Here is an 18,304-nt window from a genome sequence, read left to right as displayed (position 1 = left end):
TTTCAATTAGTAATGATAATCAACCGGTATCTTTAAGCGGACTCGGGTTCCTCCATCGTCATTGATTTGCTCGATGTGCAATACTGGTTGATACTCTTTTCCAAGTAAGGCCTCCAATCTTTCTTTGGTGACTTCAATGGCTACCGACTGATGTTTGGATTCAGTGAGCTGCCTTGCTTTATCATATCCAATTCCATTATCTACGACTTGCACTTCCATGACCTCATCGTTCAGGAGAAGGAAGGAGAGTTTGAGTTGACCTGAGGTGATATCCCTCAAACCGTGCACGATGGCATTTTCCACGAATGGCTGTATCATCATAGGTGGCACCATGACCTCTTCTGAATCGATTTTTTCTGAGATATCAATCTGAACCTTGAAATCCATATCTCTGCACTTTTTTTCTACGTAGATGTATTTGGTCAACAGTTTAAGTTCATCTTCCAGACTGATAGTTTTGGCTTTAGAGTTAGACAGTATAGATCTCATTAGCGATGCAAAATCTGTAATTTCCTTGCGAGCATCTTCGTAGTTTTCTTTCGCGACGGTTGCTTGTATGCTATTTAAAGCATTGAAAATGAAATGGGGATTCATCTGCAACTGGTTGGCTTTCTGCTCTAATTCCAGCAGTCTGTTTCGCAATTTTAGCTGTTCTTTTTCTTTCCGATTCTTTTGATTGATTTGCCTGATTCGATATTTGAATAATAGCCAAACTATCAAGAATAATAGTATAACTATTACAGGAATGAACCACCACTTGTTCCAGAAGGGTCCTTCGATCTTAAAATCTATGCTGATTGGATCACTTTCCGCATTTATTTCTGACCTTGCTTTGACCTTAAAACTGTAATTTCCTGCTTTCAGGTCGACAAAACTGGGATTGTCATTTCTTGTCCAGGGCGACCAGGATTTATCTCTTCCTTCCAAATAATAACTGTAAGTGATGTCTTTGCCGGAATGAATGTTCACCCCTTCAAAGTCAAAACTGACAGGACTCTCATTATAATTTATCTTTAAAGTTGGATTTATTGAGCCCTCGTCGGTTACTACCGAAGTAAAATTGACCTGAACATCTTGAAAAAACACTTTAGGCACGTATTTGATTTGGTCCTTCTTAAGGGTGCCAATGCTGATTAATCCATCATTGGAAGCCACATAAATTCGATTTTCATATACCGTCATTCCCGACTTAACGATATGGTTTGAAGGGAAACCATCTACAACAGTAAATGAAGCTTCAGTGGTATAAACTCCCCGATCGTTCGCTGCATACAATTGCCCGTTTCTGAAAGTTATGGCTTTAATACTCATTGGAAAATCTTCAAGCTTCTGAATGGTAGTAAAAGCTGCGCTGATTCTGATCAGACCATTGGCAAAGGTCGACACGATGATATTTCCTTCGGGATCTTGTGCAAGGTCTGTGATTTCAGAATTTATATCCTGCAACTCATTTAAATAACGGTGTTTACCATTTTCGATTATTCCCAGCTTGCCTGTAATTGTACCGTACAATAATTGGCCGGCACCAATGCTAAGCATTGCTGAAATATAAGGATCCTGCACTTCATTTTTAGCATCGTACACAGTAACTGTGTAGCCCAAACTGTCTCTTTTATTCAACCGTGCCAATCCATTAGAGGGTGTTGCCAGCCAAATGGAGCCATCCTGATCTTTACTGATATTTTGAATCCAGTTGCTGGGCAAACCAGCATTTATACTAAAGACCGTAGACTCATTGTCTTTATAATGTATTAATCCATTGCCGTTCGTGGCGATCCAGATTTCACTGGAATCGGCATATATGGCTTCACATCGGACCTGTAGTTTTTGAATGTTGGTAAATTTTTGATCGCCGTAAGCATAAACTCCACTCGTACCCGTAGCTAATAGAAGATCATCAGCAGCATAAATCGCCGTTACATCATCGCTGGGCAAACCATCATAGACATTGATCAAATCGTAGTCTCTGTCTATGAACTTTGAAAGAGTCATGTCTGCCGTAGCAATCCAGACTGCACCCCATGAATCCGTAATGATTTTTAAGACTCGATCATCCGGTAGACCTGAACGGCTATTGATCGTTTTCCAAGTCTTTTTTTCATGATTAAATTGCAGTATGCCTCGATTAGAACTTCCAAACCATACATTTCCGGTAGAGTCTAAACTAACAGAGGTGAATTCGTAATCCTTATTTAGATAGCTTTTCGCTTCTTTTGTTTTCAGGTCAATGTGATAAATGGTTCCGCCATCATCAAAACACCATATGCCATGCTCTTTATGGGCAGCTATTTCCAGAATGATAGCAGATTTGGTGGAACCGATATTGTGTAGACGATCTCTACGGAGGTCATACTGAAACAAACCTTGATCTGTGGCTATCAATAAACTTTCGCTGAATGCCATCAAATCGTTAATCTTTAGCCCTTGTAGTACGGACAAGGCATCAGGACGATCTATTAGATTGGAGTTTTTTCGGTAAACCTTGATGCCTTGATCGGTGCCGTAATAAATTTCTTGATCTGTGAATTGGAACGTGTTAATTTGATCGTCTATCATAGCTTGCGTTTCCCCATATTCCAATAGCTTTTCATTGCTGATCAAATATAGGCTGTTATTCCACTCTGAAAGATTATTTAATGTAGTAAAAGGCAGTGTAAAGTCTTGAATGAGCGGATCAGCATTCTTACCGTCAAATAAATATACGCGCTCGCCTCCCGCTATGTATAGATAACCTTTGCTACTTGGAAGCATAGACTGGAAAGAAGTAAGATACAGCTGACTTTCCATGTCGTAAGTCTTGAAATTATAGTTTTGTGCATGAAGCCCACAGACCCATAAAATCAGCGTCGATAATATAATATGACAATAAAATCTTTTCAGTTCAAATGATTTTGCTTCAGACATCTAATTCACTATCTGATCATATAATAACTTCATATCATCGTATTTTCATATGCTATTCATGTACCAAGATGCCATTGACCTAAAACCACTCAAACCTTTATTTCTTCCATTACACAAAAAACGGTCACCTTTCCAAACACCTTTACAGCATCTTGCTTAGGTTTTATAATCCATCTAAAATAGTCAAAAGGTATTCCGATTTTATCGATGAGGTCTAATAACTCATCCTGATTCATCAGCCATTCCATTTCATCCATCTTATTGTTCAACGCAGGAACATCATATTCAGGATAGACCATCTCCCATTCTACGGGTATATTGTACTGGTAAGATTGATTCATGGCCTCAATCCAATTCACGGACACATTTGGATACTTTTCCTCCAATTGTCTTGCAATGTGCAGATCAGCCGGCTTGTAGGCTGTGGGGTAGAAAGCATAATATACTTGCAATTCATTCATGTGAAATTGGGTTCCTATCTGCTGGAAGTTTACATATCCCTCTGTGGATCGAATTGCACACTGATTAAAAATGGTCTTGAAGGTGGCATTGAGTGATTTGTTATGGCCTAGTCCACATGAAAAGATTTCCATTCTGGTTAAAGAATCTACTGCCTGTTCAGTAACCTTCGCTACTTGACCATTTTTCAAAGACTGCTTAAGAACCTCATTCGTCAATCTTGCGTCTCCTTGATTCAAAGGAAGGCTTAATCCAGCCCACGGATTGCCATGCACCACCAAGTGAATCTGACCAAATGGTTTATGGGTTTGCAAATAATTTTCATTGATGACACTAATGACTTCATTTAGCGAGCGTCTATTCGTAATCACAACATCTGTTCTTTTCTCTGGATTTAAGAGGAAGTAATTTCGAGCATTGGAATAGAATTGATTTTCACTGTTCTCATCATTGCCTAAGATAAAAGTGATGCTTTGCCTTTCCACCACCCCCTCTGTAATTTTATTTTCATCCACATGTAAAGCATGAACAAATTTGAAAATCACAAAAGTCAGAAAGGTAATGCTAAAAAGGAGCATCAGGATATCTTTCCTATCCATTTCCAGGTGTTTGGCAAATTGAATGTGTGTGCAATTCATTTCTTAAATTTTTTCCAGTTGTACGTTAATATCAGAATTTGCCATAATGGTCAATGGCGAGAAATCCATATTCATGATCAGGTTCTTCAATGACTCTATCAGCTGGTGGTCAATTATGCCCTCAATTTCCACAGTATCGAGCATAGCAGATTCATCGAAAATGAGCGTGATTACTATAGTGCCTGTATTGAAATTTCTCAGCAATTTTTTCAGCTTTCTCAACTGCTTAAGGAAGCTTAACTTTAATTGCGACTCGGTATTTTTCGAAATGGGACCTGAGATTGGACCTATTTTTAAGTATGGTATGGTCCTCGCAGAAGTAGATTTCTTGACCTCCATTTCAGCGCCAATCGCCATTTCACTTACCCCTTCAGGTAATGGCAGAGCTTGCTTCACTGTTTTGACAATACCATTATTAACTACTTCATAATCCACTGCCACAAATGAGGTATAGTGAGAAAGTAAATGATATTTTAAGCTCAATGCAATCATATCTGATTGATGACTATCGTCATACATGATCTTTCTGTAATCATCCATAAACTTTAGTTTCTCCCGAGCCCATAGCATTCTTAGTGCTTTATTTTTGGGATCTGGGTCGTAATGATTGATCTGGATGGTCTGTGTATATTTTGTCCCCGCGTAATATCCATCTATGTGTAGTTTGCCTCTCGGTGCCCCTTTCCATTTGCCTACTATGTTGATCGGTCGTTCTCCCAGGAGATCTGGTATGGATTCAGGAGTGACGTCATAGATTTCAAATTCTTCCGTTCTCAGAGAGATATTGGTCAGGCTGGGTTTGCTGATATACGTTTTGAATTTCTCTGCTATATCGCATGCCATTTCTTCTTTTTCAATAATAAATGGTAGGCCCTGACCAACGTTAGCTAGTCCTTCTATCAGATATCTATTTGTCGAAGATCCAATTCCAAAAGTGAAGACATTGGCTCGGTTAAGATTGTTTTTAATTAACTCGAATGCTTCTTTTTCGACGCTGATGTAACCATCTGTAATCAGGATAAGCGACCGGGATAATCCTTCTTCGGATCTTGGAAAATGGAGTGCCTTCTGTAATGCCGGTAATAACATGGTGCTTCCACCACCTTGCTTCTGTTCTAGATTGGAAATAATAGTATCAATATTAGTTGATGTAGCATACATGCTAGTATCTGAAAACATGTAAGATGTGCCGGCAAACAATAGCACATTGAATCGGTCTGAAGGCTTAAGTGAATGAAGTAAATCCCTCATTAATTTCTTCGAAATTTCCAGAGGAAAACCAAACATGGATCCAGAAATGTCAACAATAAAGATGTATTCTCTTGCAGGTAATTCTGCGTCTGAAATGAAATTGGGAGGTTGTATATTGGCCATGAAAAAGTTTTCGTCCTCATGTTCATACATCAGGAAACCTGAGCTGATGGAATGATCGGCCAATCTATATTTGAGGACGAAATCCTTGTTCCCACTATATATTTCTGTTTCAGAGAGTTTTATATGAACGGTTTCATTGGAAAACTTTTTAATTTTTAGTTGGTGGCTGGATGAAGAAACCTTTTTTATAGGCTGCCCGGCCATGAGATATATATCGATTTCATAGGTGTAGTTCGGCTTGATATCTGATTGGGTATAAGGCATATGTACAAATGAGGCTTCATGGTCCGGAGTGGGTTGGTGAAATCTAGGCCCCACTACTGTCGGCAATACAAATTGATAATCCCTGTATTCTGGAATCAGTTTTTCGGTGTATTGTAACCGGACCTTAATTTGCTCACCCGGAAGGATGTTAGCAACGTTCATCTGGAATACATTGGGCCGATGTTGTTCCAGTAAACTGGTCCTTTTTCCCTCCTTTTTAGCATTTTCATAGGTTTTTCGGGCTTCAGCTTTCTCTTTGAGTTCTGCTTTGATGACTCTGGAGCCAATTTGCATTTCCATGCCATAAACAGCAGACTGGGTTGACCCTGGAAAGACATACACGGCTTCGATGATTGAATCGCTATTGTTTTGATAGGTCTGTGTCAATGTTACATCGGCAATATTTCCCGAAATGTATATTTCAGCATGATTGCCCTTGAGCGGCATGCTGCCTGGTTTGTTATTATGGACTACAAAATACGGAGCTTCATTAGTCGTTTCTACCTGCGCATTGATTCCGAATGTGACAAGTGCTAGTGTGGTGATGATTAGCTTTTCTTTTAGATACTTCATGATTTCTATATTGTGATTGACTTCCAATATAGGCCGAGAAGATGCTGAAAACACGGAGTACTACTGAAGTGCAGGCCTGAGACATTATTCGTTCATAACGAAGTATAATTCGCAAAATGAAAGATGATTTATGTATATGAAGGGATTTAATCCACTGAATTTAGACTTCGTGGACAAATCTGGACCTGAAACTTTCGTCAGGGATAATGCATTGCTCTGATTTTCCGAACCAGGAATACCGATTATTGGAAACTTTCATGTATAGCCGATCTCTTAAGGGGCGAGGTATGAGATAACCGATTTTAATTAAAGACCACGGGAACCCCAGCAACGAAAAAATCTTAATCACAGCAGTTGAGAAGTAGTAAAGCTTTCCGTCCTTCAAAAAAGCTACCGATTTAAAATCAGCAGTTTCAACAAATTCGGAAGGCAACATTGACTTAGAAAACTCAGATTGTAAACTCGCAAATTTAAGTCTTTCTTTTCGGTCAATTTTCAAAAGTAGTTTCAGAAGATTTCCACATAGGACACACTCACTGTCAAAAAAAACGATATGATTATCCGAATAAGTCATTAAACAAGATTTCTATTTTACTGATTCCAACAATCTCAATGTCAAAACGGTTTTGATCCATACCTTTCGCATTTGCTTTAGGAATGTAGATTTTGGAAAAGCCAAGTCGAGCTGCTTCTGTAATTCTGAGATCCACTCCCCGTACCGCTCTGATTTCTCCAGATAATCCAACTTCACCGGCGAAGGCTATTTCACGTGATATACTGATGTCTTGCATAGAAGATATGAGAGAACAAACAATGGCAAGATCAGTCGCAGGATCCACTACTTTTAGTCCACCCGCTATATTGAGGAAGACATCATATTGACCGATGGGAAACCCGACCCTTTTCTCAAGTACGGCCAGAAGCATGTGTAATCGTCTAAGATCGTACCCGGTGACGCTTCTTTGAGGTGTACCATACACAGCTGTGGAGACCAGGGCTTGAATCTCAATTAACATGGTCCTGCGCCCTTCCATCGTGGCAGCAACGGTGCTTCCGCTAAGCAATTCTTCTGACTGGGATAGTAAAATCTCAGAAGGATTAGGTACTTCACGAAGGCCATCTGACTTCATTTCATAGATGGCTAATTCGTCAGTGGATCCGAATCTGTTTTTTTGCGTTCGGATAATGCGATAAGCGTAATTTTGATCTCCTTCAAAAAGTAAGACAGTGTCAACCATGTGTTCCAATAATTTGGGACCGGCAATGGCGCCCTCTTTATTGATATGCCCTATAATGAAGACGGGTATTTGCATCGTTTTTGCAAACTTCATGATTTCATTAGTACATGCTCTGACTTGGGTAATGCTACCAGGAGAGGAATCCAGGTCAGGAAGTCGGAGGGTCTGAATGGAATCAATAATGATCAGTTGCGGTTCTTGATTTTCAGCTTCCTTAAGCAGTACTGGGACTGAAGTTTCCGTATAAATGATGCAATCTTTATTGGTTATACCGATTCGATCTGCGCGCATTTTTATTTGCTCCTCACTTTCTTCTCCGGAAACGTAGAGTACCTTATAACTAGATTGGGTGGCCAACTGGAGTAATAAGGTAGATTTTCCGATTCCAGGTTGACCACCTAGAAGAACCAATGCACCTTTCACGATGCCTCCTCCAAGCACACGATCAAGTTCACCATCACCGGAAGGCATTCTGAGTAAATTTCCTTTTTGAACATCAACCAGTGGGATAGGTATTGATTTATTTTTTTCACTTTTTAAGGTGTTGAATGGAGTACGAGCGGAACTTTTTTCGATGATTTCTTCCTGATAAGTATTCCATTCTTCACATGATGGGCACTTACCGATCCATTTTGGTGAATTTACTCCACAATTACTGCAAACGAAGAGGGTTTTAATTTTAGCCATATATGGACGAAATTATGTTTATTATGTTAATTGTGTCATATTTTGATAAAGTATAACATAAAAGTTTTTGCAATTAGATAGGAGATTATATATTTACCGTTGGAGATAGATTGTTAATTGATTTATATCAATTAATCATCTTATTGAGCTAAAATCGAAACTAAAGATTATTTTAATTGGTTTTGAAGGTATAGAGATAATGATCTTTAAAGATAAATGATCCCTAGTTATTGGGATTAAAGAATTGTTTTCAATTGGTTTTTTGGGGTTATGCAGGGTGTCATGTTTTACACTGGCGCCCTGTTCTTTTTAAAAAGAAAAAAACTTTAAAGAAAATATGTGACTTTTAGAACAAGTCACGTCTTAAAGGAGTTAAGAGAGTCAAAGAAATAAAGATTTCTAAAAGATATAGCCACATTGATGTGGCAGAAGAATTGTTTTCAATTGGTTTTTTGGGGTTATGCAGGGTGTCATGTTTTACACTGGCGCCCTGTTCTTTTAAACTTTCTGGAACAAATGTTGTTGAAAAGTATAGATGTGCTGATATATGTGTACATCTTTTCAGATAGCAAAAAGATTTTTTAAAGATATAGCCACATTGATGTGGCAGAAGAATTGTTTTCAATTGGTTTTTTGGGGTTATGCAGGGTGCATCGAGCTTTCGATGATACCCTGTTTTTTTATGTCCTCGATGCACATCTGACGCATCGGTCACTTTCAGGCATGTAGATTAATCTCTTGGATTGTATTTCCCTTTTACATGATGAACATATTCCAAAGTTTTCATTGTCTATGCGGTGGAGTGCTGTCTTTAGTTTCGCCAATTTGTTTTTCGTATTTCTTAATGCAGCTTCCATCACGCTCTTATTGTTAATCGCATCCATTCTACTTATTCTACCAAGGGAGTTCTCCGGCTTTACTGGCTGGGTATTATTTTCCATATTCAGAATGTCTTCTTGACACTTGTGGATCAGTTCGACAATTTTTTCTTTTATGACCCTCTTGTTTTCGCCATCCATTATTGCTAAGTATTTGACATAAATAAAATAAAAATTTTTCGTTATGAATAGAAAGAGGTACATTTAGAAACCTTATACTAATTACTTAAATGCTAAACCTATGAGTCAACTTGGATGGACATATGTCGATGACTATGGGGAAAGGTACAACGTGGGCATCGTTCACGTCGCACCAAATGGTCACATTGTGGTTAATTGTAACAATAAGATTATGATTATTGACTTCAATGTTCTCCGAACCAAAACTTATTCTTTTTTTCTAGGTCCCGAACTTTGTGAACTGAATGTAAAGAGAGAGAAGGAAACTTTTTCCTATGGACTTACTATCAATGAAGATGCTGATACACCATTAAACCAGCTTCGACGAAAGTACAGAAAGAGAGATTTGCTTTGGACACTTTTGATTTTCTCCATGTTGGTGGCGTTTGTATCTGTGTTTAGCTATACGTTTTTGGCAGTTATGTAGTAAGATTTCCTACCTTTGGGAGTCTTAATCATTGCTAGTTTGGAACGCATAGACCAACACGTAGAGAGCCTTATTTTTGCTGCTGATAGTCCTATAAGTGCGGACATGATCAAAACATGTCTGGATCGATTGATGATACATGATTTTCCTATGTCGGAAATATTGGAGTCCATTGAACGCGTTCGATCAAAGTTTGATCAGAATGATTTTTCTTTTAATATTCAGGAAATTGACAGCGGTTATGCCTTCATGAGTAAACCTTTGTTTCATCCGACAGTCAGCACTTTGCTTAAAGAAAAAAGCAATGCCAAACTGACAAAGGTTGCAATGGAAACGTTAAGTATTATAGCTTACAAACAGCCAGTAACCAAAACCTATATTGAAGGCATTAGGGGGGTCAATAGTGATTATACAGTACAAAAACTTCTCGAAAAAGAGTTGATTGAGATTGCAGGAAGAGAAGACGGACCTGGAAAACCTTTATTGTATAAGACCAGCAATAAGTTTATGGATTACTTCGGTCTGCGATCTCCAAAAGATTTGCCGACATTAAAAGAACTAACAAGCCAGGATGAATCGATTGGAAAACCTTCAGAATTAGAAATTGTTGAAGAAGAATGACAGATAACAAACCTTTAATAAATAGAGTAGCTAATAGTGGGTTAATTAATTTTAATCTGGAAACACATTATCCTAAGCATGAATTTGAAATTTTTGATCTGAAGGATTATTTGTATATGGAGTTGATTCTCAAAGAGAAGGATTTCAGGGCCGCATTAAAAGAAGTAGATTGGTCAAAAACTGAAAGTAAGATTCTATTACTTACTTGCAGCACCGATGCAATTATACCTGTATGGGCTTATATGTTAATTAGTGCCTATGCATCAGATTATGCTCATGAAATATTCCAAGGAGACAAAACTGAATATTTAAAGCATCATTATCAAAAATTTATCGATAGTATTGATGCCAAGAAATATGATGGTGCAAGAGTCGTCATTAAAGGTTGTAGTGAAAAGCCTGTGCCGCCTTCGGCTTATGCTTTAATTACAGCAAAACTCAAACCTTATGCACAAAGCATAATGTATGGAGAGCCTTGCAGTACTGTGCCTATATTTAAGAGGCCTCGGGTTTTAAAAAAAGCGTGAAAGCGGTATTTGGGTAGTGTTCTATACACATTAATAAGAAAATATACATAACTATGAATCGATTATTTGGATTGCTCTCTATTGTATCCGGACTCATTTTTACGGCGATGATCTTCATTTCTTATACTTCAATGGAAGGAAAGGGGGAACCTACATTGGCCTCAGAAAAAAATAAGAGTGTATCTGATGGATTACCGCAGGTCATCAAAGCTGCAGATCTGACGAAGAATTACACCTTTGCAGGCGAAGTATTACCATTGGATAATTTTGATGCAGTAGAGCGTTTTGATAGAGAATTAATGGTGAATTCTTATTGGCAATCCAATACCTTATTAAATATTAAGAAATCCAATCGTTTTTTTCCAGTAATGGAAAAGATTCTGGCTGAGAATGGTATTCCAGACGACTTTAAATATTTAGCGGTAGCTGAAAGTAATTTGATGAATGCCACTTCGCCGGCAGGAGCAAGAGGGTTTTGGCAATTTAGAAAACTTGCTGCCCAAGAATATGGATTAGAGGTTAATGACGAAGTAGACGAGCGGTATCACCTTGAGAAATCGACTGAAGCGGCATGCAAATACATTAAATGGCTAAAAGGCAAATTTGGAACATGGTTCGACGCTGCAGCTGCCTATAATGTTGGACCTACGAGATATAAGTCGTTGCTGCAGTCACAGGATCAAGATCACTATTTCGACTTAAACTTGAATTCTGAGACCAGTAGGTATGTATTTAGATTGATGGCAATCAAAGAAATTATGGCGAATCCAGCCAACTACGGGTTTTATCTTGATCCGGAAGATTTATATCAACCATTTGATAATTACTATACTGTTCAAATTGACAAGTCTGTTGCGAGTTGGTCGGATTTTGCTGAAGAGCATGGTATCAGTTATCGTATATTGAAAGTGTATAATCCTTGGTTGAGAGACAATAAGTTAACAGTGATCAATAACAAATACGAAGTCAAAATCCCTAATAAATAGAATTAGGTATGCTGTCCGAAAATCAGTTTATTCTGATTCGGATCCAAAACCACAAATTCCTGCATACCGTAATCTGTCGTGTTTAAAGTTTCAAAAAAGCTGACTTCCTTTTTTGTGTACTCATTGTAAACCTCCTTAACATTGTGGCAGAAGATATAAATCGTTGATTTTTCAAGAAATTCTGAAGTAAGATTAAGATTGATGGTTATTCCTTCTCTTTTTAATACGGCGTATGTGATGGGGTTACCATGTAAATAGCTTGGTATAAAGCCTAATTTATCGTGGTAAAAGTCCAGGGTCAATTGCATATCTATACAAGGAAAAACAGAAGCTTGATGTGATAGTAACATAAATTTTCATTGTACTTAAACTTACAACAATTTATTTGTTTTACTATTTGTATAAAACTGGTGAAATGATAAGAATATATATTTTTCTCTTTTTAATATGGAAAATTTCTGCAAATGCGCAAACAGGAATAGCTTATCTCAGTAATGAATCAGGTAATTTTGATATTTACTGGATGAGTATTGATGGATCCCAAAAACTGCAATTAACTCGAAATGAGGGTTGGGATTGGTCTCCTAAGTGGAATTCAAAATTACAAGCATTCATTTTCAATTCAACAGATACAAGTGGAAATTTTGAGATCAGATCAGTGGACTTGGCTGGGTATATTGATTCGCTGAATACATTTGGTAAAGAAGAGTTTATTTTGTCTCCAGATGGTACTAAATTTCTGTACACCTTAAAGGATGGAAATAATCGATATATTGGTTTGACAGATATCCAAAGTGGTAGGAATCGATTGTTGGTTGCACACCCATCATATAACGGCAGGCCTGATTGGTCTCCCGATGGTACTAAATTTAGTTTTATATCGGATCGAGAAGGGAATAATGAGTTGTATTTCTACGATCTGGAAGCACAAAACACAATAAGGTTGACAACGAGTGAAAAAAGTGAGAAATACACTTCTTGGATGCCCGATAGTAAACAATTGGTTTATACTTATCATTATTCAGAGGAAAGAGACAAAGAATCGAACGATATTTTCATGATTGACTTGTACACGAAGGAAATCAACCAAATTACCAATGACAGTAAGTTTTATCAGGAAATTTCTGTTTCGCCAGATGGACAGAAAATTGCATTTCACGCCAAGCGGATGGGAAAGGATCATATATATGTGATGGATTTAGATGGAAGCAATGAGGCTAAATTGACAACTGTCGATGCGTATCATGGAGAGCCGGCCTGGTCTGATACAAAGGGGAATTAGGTCTTGAAAAAATGTTTTGCTCGATGGTATTTTCTAAGGTTAGCAATATAGGTTCTACTTTTCATACGTTTGATATGACGTTCAATTTGAAAAGCTTGTGAATAAGATGTGCACTTAATCACGAAGAATAACTCCCAATCGGATGCTGACGCAGTAAATTTGCTTTTGCCATAGAATGATTGATTATGTTTATTTCCCGATAGCTATCGGGAGTGTTCATTAGATCTTGCGTCATACCGATATAGTATTTATCTAAAGAAGCGCTATGAAGGATATATACTTTGGCAGTTTGCATATATTAAAAAAGGAGGCATTAAGCCTCCTTTGTGGGCCCACCCCCGATAGCCATCGGGGTGAACCCAGCATTCTGAATAGGAGTGTTGTAGTTGCTTAAGCATATTTATTGAGCAAGTTCTCAGCTATGGTAGGGTATTTTCTAAGGTTAGCAATATAGGTTCTACTTTTCATACGTTTGATATGACGTTCAATTTGAAAAGCTTGTGAATAAGATGTGCACTTAATCACGAAGAATAACTCCCAATCGGATGCTGTCGCAGTAAATTTGCTTTTGCCATAGAATGGTTGATTATCTTTATTTCCCGATAGCTATCGGGAGTGTTCATTAAATCTTGCGTCATACCGATATAGTATTTATCTAAAGAAGCGCTATGAAGGATATATACTTTGGCAGTTTGCATATATTAAAAAAGGAGGCATTAAGCCTCCTTTGTGGGCCCACACCCGATAGCCATCGGGGTGAACCCAGCATTCTGAATAGGAGTGTTGTAGTTGCTTAAGTATATTTATTGAGCAAGTTCTCAGCTATGGTAGGGTATTTTCTAAGGTTAGCAATGTAGGTTCTACTTTTCTTACGTTTGATATGACGTTCAATTTGAAAAGCTTGTGAATAGGATGTGCACTTAATCACGAAGAATAACTCCCAGTCGGTTGCTGACGCAGTAAATTTGCTTTTACCATAGAATGATTGATTATGTTTATTTCCCGATAGCTATCGGGAGTGTTCATTAGATCTTGCGTCATACCGATATAGTATTTATCTAAAGAAGCGCTATGAAGGATATATACTTTGGCAGTTTGCATATATTAAAAAAGGAGGCATTAAGCCTCCTTTGTGGGCCCACAGGGACTTGAACCCCAGACCCCCTGATTATGAGTCAGGTGCTCTAACCAGCTGAGCTATAGGCCCTGGTTACTAATCACCATTCGGTGACTTTTAAGCGGTGCAAATTTAATATAATGAGTGGGAATCTTGTCAATTAAACCGTATTTTTTTGGATATTGTAAAAGGTTATTGAGTGAAGAACACGAACTAATATATTTACATTCACAAGTATCATACATTATGAGATGTCAAAGAATTTTTTTGCTTGTACCATTTCTCTTCTTTTTTTCAGTGTGTTTCAACTTGGTAGTAAGCCAAGAAAGTAATCCCAACTACGATTCAGCATTAGCTGAAAAATTAGGCGCAGATGACTATGGAATGAAAACCTATGTTTTCGTGCTTTTGAAATCAGGTGAAAATAAGTCTGAAGATCAGGATGCCAGAAGTGCAGCCTTCGCAGGTCATATGAAGAACATCAATCATCTGGTAAAAGAAGAAAAGTTGCTTGTAGCCGGACCAATGCTTAAAAACGATAAGGATTACAGAGGAATATTCATATTAAATGTAAACTCAATCGAGGAAGCAGAAGAATTGATGTTGACAGATCCTGCCATAGCCGCCGGATATCTCTATCCAGATATGACATTATGGTACGGATCAGCAGCGTTAGGAGAATATTTGGAGGCCTCAGATAAGGTATGGAAGATTAATCCTTAATGGGATGATCTGTTATTTTACGTATCTCGACAATTACATTCTCGAAACCTGACAATCAGAACAATCTTTAATTTTACCGAAATAGGTCTCTCTGTATTTGTGTAAGGTTTTAATAGGAAAACCCATGAGCACTTTTTTAATATAGGTTACATTAGTAACCAAAACACCCATGGCAGGATGAAATCTGGTTTCTGATTTCTGCTCTCTTTTAATGCTCAACACTTTTAAATTCAAACTATCAATTTTACTTTCAAAATCACACCATCTATATTTATAATGGATGCTTTTATACTTCAAAGATACGAAATGTAATTAAGTGCTTCATTTTCAATATTTTAACGGTTATAGTAAATTTGCTTACATGCACTTAGGCTACAATAAATTTTAGTTTTAAGCACAGATACCTACAAATTATTATGATACGTGGAGTAGGATTAGATTTTAATTTTTTTTAGAGCAAACAATTAACCGATCTTATTTATTCTATTTAAAATAAAACAATATAAAATGAAAAGAAAAGCAACAGCAGTTTGGAAAGGAAGTGGATCTGACGGATCAGGAATTCTCAATGGACCTAGTGGCGTTCTAAGTGATACTCCATATAGTGCAGCAAGAAGATTTGAGAATGAAGATGGAAAGGCCGGAACAAATCCGGAGGAGCTAATTGCCGCTGCACATGCAGGATGTTATGCGATGGCACTCAGTTTTGCCATTTCTGGTGAGGGACATACAGCTGATAAATTAGACGTGACAGCAACTGTTACATTGGATAAAATCGAAGGTGGATTCGAAATTTCAGCAATTGACCTGGATTTAAAAGGCAAAGTAGAGGGCATGAAAGAAAGCAAGTTTAAAGAGCTTGCGGAAAATGCAAAGAAAGGGTGTCCTGTATCAAAAGCACTTTCAGCGGTGCCTATTTCTTTAGACATTACATTTGGGTAAAATTTAGTATTAAATAATATTAAAAAAAATTCTGGTAACTTAGGTTACCGGAATTTCTTTTTGTGCCAATAGCTAATGGCCAACAATTAGCAAGCAACAGCCAACAGCTAATAACCAACAGGGAACATCGAACAGCCTGCATCAAACAGCGAACAGATAACAGCCAACAGCTATCTCGCGTAAGCCACCGCTCTTTTTTCTCTGATCACAGTCACCTTCACCTGTCCAGGATATTGCATTTCGTCTTGTATCTTCTGTGAAATCATAAATGATAAATCATCTGCAAAATCATCAGATACCTTATCACTTTCGACAATCACTCGTAGTTCTCTACCTGCCTGTAATGCGTAGGCTTTTTGTACACCATCATACTCCATCGCCAAATCTTCCAGCTCTCCAATACGCTTTAAGTAACTCTCCAATATTTCACGTCTTGCTCCCGGTCTAGCGCCAGATATTGCATCGCACGCCTGAACAATTGGAGAAATAATATTATTCATCTCTACTTCGTCGTGGTGTGCACCGACTGCATTGCAAACCACAGCTGGTTCTTTATGCTTTTCACATAATTGCATGCCCAGAATCGCGTGTGATAATTCTGATTCTTCTTCAGCTACCTTTCCAATATCGTGGAGCAATCCTCCTCTCTTGGCCATTTTTACTTGCTTAGGACTCATTCCCAACTCAGAAGCCATAATAGCACATAGATGCGCAGTTTCTATAGAGTGTTTCAACAAGTTCTGACCATATGAAGATCGAAATCTCATCCTGCCTACCATTTTTACCAGATAAGGATGCAGCCCGTGGATGTCCAGGTCAATAACCGTTCGCTCCCCAATCTCCACGATTTGCTCATCCAGTTGCTTCTTAACTTTCGCAACCACTTCCTCGATCTTTGTGGGGTGGATTCTTCCATCAGCGACCAAGCGCTTAAGTGCCAGTCGGCAGATTTCTCGGCGAATAGGATCAAAGCTTGAAATGATAATCGCTTCAGGAGTATCATCAACTACAATTTCAGCCCCGGTTGCTGCTTCTAAGGCCCGAATATTTCGTCCTTCTCTTCCAATGATTTGACCTTTAATATCGTCAGAATCCAGATTAAATACTGAAACGGTATTTTCAATCGTATATTCTGCACACATCCTTTGAATGGATTGAATCACGATTTTCTTAGCTTCCTTATTTGCAGTGGCCTGAGCTTGCGAAATGACATCTTTTTGTAGTGCCATAGCATCGGTCTCCGCTTTTGCTTTCACAGCTTCAAGCAATTGTTCCTTAGCTTGAGTTTCAGAAAGTTTGGCAACATTCTCCAGTGCTTTAATATGTTGCTCATTAGCCTTATCAAGTTGCTCTTTCTTGGTGGCAACGATCTTAAGTTGTTTTTCAAGATTCGTTCTGATATTGTCCACCTCCTGCTCTTTACTCTCTATATTCTCCAGCTTATCGGAAATGGATTGTTGTTTTTGAGCCAGCTCTTTCTCTTTTTCCTTTAATTCCAGATTTCTTTCCTTCATTTCCAGAATCTGCTGATTCTTCTTGGCTTCAAGATCGCTTTTAAGAGATGCAAATTTATCCTTCGCCTCCCGGATCTTTTTTTGTTTAATATCCTCGTTCTTTGACTCAGCTCTGGAAATTATCTTTTCGGCCTTGGTCTCAGCCTCATCAATCTTCCTTTTTGCAGCAATATCCGCTTCCTTCAATGTTAGATCTGCCTTTTTGTTTGCTTCGTCGATCTTACCCTGACTTCCTCTTCTAAGTGAAAAATACACCGCCAGAAATCCAATAAGTCCTCCCACAATTAGGCTTATCACTAATGCTGTAATATCCATGTGTTCTATATTTATAAAATGATGAATACCGTTCACCTTTGTGACGGCTTTATATAAGAACAGCAAAACTTTAAGAGAACTACTCCAGCAGAGCTTCTATCTGATCTAACTTTTCACTCAGTACACTCTTTTCCTCTGGATTCCTAGCCTTATTAAGGTCGTAGGCATATGAAATAATGGCAAGACTCATGTAATCACGAACGTCCTTTCCTTCGTACGAAACCTGAAGACTATTAATTTTATCATTAATATCTTTTTCTATTTTTCGCATCACCGCCTCCTCTTTGTCACTTACTTTAACAGGATAAGTTCTTCCTGCGATTGTTATGATAATCCTTTTCAGTTCCTTCTCTGACATTTCTAGTTACTTCGTAATACTTCGATCACCTGATCGATTTCTTTCACATGACCTTCAATCTTTGATATAATCTCCGCTCTTTGAGGAGAATCCAAATTTTCTGGTGTTCCAGGTACTTTATGGTTAGCTTTTAATTCAAGCTCTTGTATAATTCCTTTTTGCTGTTTAAGCTTTTCAACTAAATTTTTATTTTCTTCTTTAAAATATGCATTCTCTTTCTCTAGCATTTCCATCTTGCTTCTAAGCTGCTTCGCTTTTAACTCAATGTTATTCGCTTTTCTTAAAAGTTCTTGCATC

At 38.0% G+C, this 18,304-nt stretch carries 18 protein-coding genes and 1 tRNA gene; 7 read left to right on the top strand and 12 right to left on the bottom strand.

The window, feature by feature from the left end; all coding sequences use genetic code 11:
* Positions 1-6: 6 nt before the first annotated feature.
* From L2567_RS12190 to L2567_RS12165, 6 genes are all read right to left on the bottom strand, one after another.
* Positions 7-2,787 (bottom strand): sensor histidine kinase, encoded by a 2,781-nt coding sequence (locus tag L2567_RS12190; protein ID WP_235298057.1) that lies wholly within the window; start codon positions 2,785-2,787, stop codon positions 7-9.
* Positions 2,788-2,993: 206 nt separating this feature from the next.
* The gene (locus L2567_RS12185; protein ID WP_235298056.1) at positions 2,994-4,001 is read right to left on the bottom strand and encodes a hypothetical protein; all 1,008 of its coding nucleotides are present in this window, start codon (positions 3,999-4,001) and stop codon (positions 2,994-2,996) included.
* 3 nt (positions 4,002-4,004) lie between these two features.
* Positions 4,005-6,212, bottom strand: a complete 2,208-nt coding sequence (locus tag L2567_RS12180; RefSeq protein WP_235298055.1) for a VIT domain-containing protein — start codon at positions 6,210-6,212, stop codon at positions 4,005-4,007.
* A 160-nt stretch (positions 6,213-6,372) separates the two neighbouring features.
* Complete coding sequence (locus L2567_RS12175) at positions 6,373-6,786, bottom strand: thiol-disulfide oxidoreductase DCC family protein (protein ID WP_235298054.1); 414 nt, start codon at positions 6,784-6,786, stop codon at positions 6,373-6,375.
* Positions 6,770-8,137 carry a DNA repair protein RadA gene (gene radA / locus L2567_RS12170; protein WP_235298053.1) on the bottom strand — a complete coding sequence of 456 codons (1,368 nt, stop codon included), beginning with the start codon at positions 8,135-8,137 and terminating at the stop codon, positions 6,770-6,772. Before radA ends, L2567_RS12175 begins: the two co-directional genes overlap by 17 nt.
* Before the next feature lie 680 nt (positions 8,138-8,817).
* A complete protein-coding gene (locus tag L2567_RS12165) occupies positions 8,818-9,156 on the bottom strand; it encodes a TraR/DksA family transcriptional regulator (RefSeq protein ID WP_235298052.1) in 339 nt (112 codons plus the stop codon).
* A 100-nt stretch (positions 9,157-9,256) separates the two neighbouring features.
* Here L2567_RS12165 and L2567_RS12160 point away from each other — a divergent pair, with 100 nt between their 5' ends.
* The 4 genes from L2567_RS12160 to L2567_RS12145 are packed head-to-tail and all read left to right on the top strand — an operon-like array spanning position 9,257 to position 11,756.
* Positions 9,257-9,622, top strand: coding sequence for a hypothetical protein (locus L2567_RS12160; RefSeq protein ID WP_235298051.1), 366 nt, complete (start codon positions 9,257-9,259; stop codon positions 9,620-9,622).
* A gap of 39 nt (positions 9,623-9,661) precedes the next feature.
* Positions 9,662-10,243, top strand: a complete 582-nt coding sequence (gene scpB, locus L2567_RS12155; RefSeq protein WP_235298050.1) for an SMC-Scp complex subunit ScpB — start codon at positions 9,662-9,664, stop codon at positions 10,241-10,243.
* Complete coding sequence (locus L2567_RS12150; protein ID WP_235298049.1) at positions 10,240-10,770, top strand: DUF2480 family protein; 531 nt, start codon at positions 10,240-10,242, stop codon at positions 10,768-10,770. The genes scpB and L2567_RS12150 overlap by 4 nt, the downstream gene beginning before the upstream one ends.
* 53 nt (positions 10,771-10,823) lie before the next feature.
* The gene (locus L2567_RS12145; protein ID WP_235298048.1) at positions 10,824-11,756 is read left to right on the top strand and encodes a lytic transglycosylase domain-containing protein; all 933 of its coding nucleotides are present in this window, start codon (positions 10,824-10,826) and stop codon (positions 11,754-11,756) included.
* Positions 11,757-11,758: 2 nt separating this feature from the next.
* Here L2567_RS12145 and L2567_RS12140 read toward each other — a convergent pair whose 3' ends face one another.
* A complete protein-coding gene (locus L2567_RS12140) occupies positions 11,759-12,106 on the bottom strand; it encodes a glyoxalase superfamily protein (protein WP_235298047.1) in 348 nt (115 codons plus the stop codon).
* 65 nt (positions 12,107-12,171) lie between these two features.
* Here L2567_RS12140 and L2567_RS12135 point away from each other — a divergent pair, with 65 nt between their 5' ends.
* Positions 12,172-13,038: a TolB family protein gene (locus L2567_RS12135; protein ID WP_235298046.1), complete on the top strand. Its 867-nt coding sequence runs from the start codon at positions 12,172-12,174 to the stop codon at positions 13,036-13,038.
* 1,133 nt (positions 13,039-14,171) lie between these two features.
* Here L2567_RS12135 and L2567_RS12130 read toward each other — a convergent pair.
* Positions 14,172-14,245: transfer RNA gene (locus tag L2567_RS12130), tRNA-Ile, on the bottom strand.
* Positions 14,246-14,464: 219 nt separating this feature from the next.
* On the opposite strand from L2567_RS12130, the gene L2567_RS12125 reads away from it, so the two are divergent.
* Positions 14,465-14,878 carry a YciI family protein gene (locus L2567_RS12125; protein ID WP_235298045.1) on the top strand — a complete coding sequence of 138 codons (414 nt, stop codon included), beginning with the start codon at positions 14,465-14,467 and terminating at the stop codon, positions 14,876-14,878.
* Between the two features lie 33 nt (positions 14,879-14,911).
* Here L2567_RS12125 and L2567_RS12120 read toward each other — a convergent pair whose 3' ends face one another.
* Positions 14,912-15,112 carry a hypothetical protein gene (locus L2567_RS12120; protein ID WP_235298044.1) on the bottom strand — a complete coding sequence of 67 codons (201 nt, stop codon included), beginning with the start codon at positions 15,110-15,112 and terminating at the stop codon, positions 14,912-14,914.
* 273 nt (positions 15,113-15,385) lie between these two features.
* On the opposite strand from L2567_RS12120, the gene L2567_RS12115 reads away from it, so the two are divergent.
* Positions 15,386-15,820, top strand: coding sequence for an OsmC family protein (locus tag L2567_RS12115; RefSeq protein WP_235298043.1), 435 nt, complete (start codon positions 15,386-15,388; stop codon positions 15,818-15,820).
* A gap of 170 nt (positions 15,821-15,990) precedes the next feature.
* Here the strand turns inward: L2567_RS12115 and rny are convergent, their stop codons facing one another.
* From rny to L2567_RS12100, 3 genes are all read right to left on the bottom strand, one after another.
* Positions 15,991-17,649 carry a ribonuclease Y gene (gene rny, locus L2567_RS12110; RefSeq protein ID WP_235298042.1) on the bottom strand — a complete coding sequence of 553 codons (1,659 nt, stop codon included), beginning with the start codon at positions 17,647-17,649 and terminating at the stop codon, positions 15,991-15,993.
* A gap of 79 nt (positions 17,650-17,728) precedes the next feature.
* On the bottom strand, positions 17,729-18,007 hold the full coding sequence (locus L2567_RS12105; RefSeq protein WP_235298041.1) for a cell division protein ZapA: 279 nt from the start codon (positions 18,005-18,007) through the stop codon (positions 17,729-17,731).
* Between the two features lie 2 nt (positions 18,008-18,009).
* Complete coding sequence (locus tag L2567_RS12100) at positions 18,010-18,303, bottom strand: hypothetical protein (protein ID WP_235298040.1); 294 nt, start codon at positions 18,301-18,303, stop codon at positions 18,010-18,012.
* Position 18,304: the final 1 nt, after the last annotated feature.

The organism is Portibacter marinus, from assembly GCF_021533195.1.
Taxonomy (GTDB): domain Bacteria; phylum Bacteroidota; class Bacteroidia; order Chitinophagales; family Saprospiraceae; genus Portibacter; species Portibacter marinus.
Note: the sequence above shows the minus strand (reverse complement) of the source record. Positions and strands in the feature narration are given on the sequence as shown.

Coding starts and splice junctions, on each gene's coding strand:
- radA (WP_235298053.1), bottom strand. CDS start 8,137: ATGGCTAAAATTAAAACCCTCTTCGTTTGCAGTAATTGTGGAGTAAAT.
- L2567_RS12140 (WP_235298047.1), bottom strand. CDS start 12,106: ATGTTACTATCACATCAAGCTTCTGTTTTTCCTTGTATAGATATGCAA.
- L2567_RS12185 (WP_235298056.1), bottom strand. CDS start 4,001: ATGAATTGCACACACATTCAATTTGCCAAACACCTGGAAATGGATAGG.
- L2567_RS12135 (WP_235298046.1), top strand. CDS start 12,172: ATGATAAGAATATATATTTTTCTCTTTTTAATATGGAAAATTTCTGCA.
- L2567_RS12165 (WP_235298052.1), bottom strand. CDS start 9,156: ATGGATGGCGAAAACAAGAGGGTCATAAAAGAAAAAATTGTCGAACTG.
- L2567_RS12115 (WP_235298043.1), top strand. CDS start 15,386: ATGAAAAGAAAAGCAACAGCAGTTTGGAAAGGAAGTGGATCTGACGGA.
- L2567_RS12180 (WP_235298055.1), bottom strand. CDS start 6,212: ATGAAGTATCTAAAAGAAAAGCTAATCATCACCACACTAGCACTTGTC.
- L2567_RS12175 (WP_235298054.1), bottom strand. CDS start 6,786: ATGACTTATTCGGATAATCATATCGTTTTTTTTGACAGTGAGTGTGTC.
- L2567_RS12100 (WP_235298040.1), bottom strand. CDS start 18,303: ATGCAAGAACTTTTAAGAAAAGCGAATAACATTGAGTTAAAAGCGAAG.
- L2567_RS12150 (WP_235298049.1), top strand. CDS start 10,240: ATGACAGATAACAAACCTTTAATAAATAGAGTAGCTAATAGTGGGTTA.
- L2567_RS12160 (WP_235298051.1), top strand. CDS start 9,257: ATGAGTCAACTTGGATGGACATATGTCGATGACTATGGGGAAAGGTAC.
- L2567_RS12105 (WP_235298041.1), bottom strand. CDS start 18,007: ATGTCAGAGAAGGAACTGAAAAGGATTATCATAACAATCGCAGGAAGA.
- L2567_RS12190 (WP_235298057.1), bottom strand. CDS start 2,787: ATGGAAAGTCAGCTGTATCTTACTTCTTTCCAGTCTATGCTTCCAAGT.
- rny (WP_235298042.1), bottom strand. CDS start 17,649: ATGGATATTACAGCATTAGTGATAAGCCTAATTGTGGGAGGACTTATT.
- L2567_RS12145 (WP_235298048.1), top strand. CDS start 10,824: ATGAATCGATTATTTGGATTGCTCTCTATTGTATCCGGACTCATTTTT.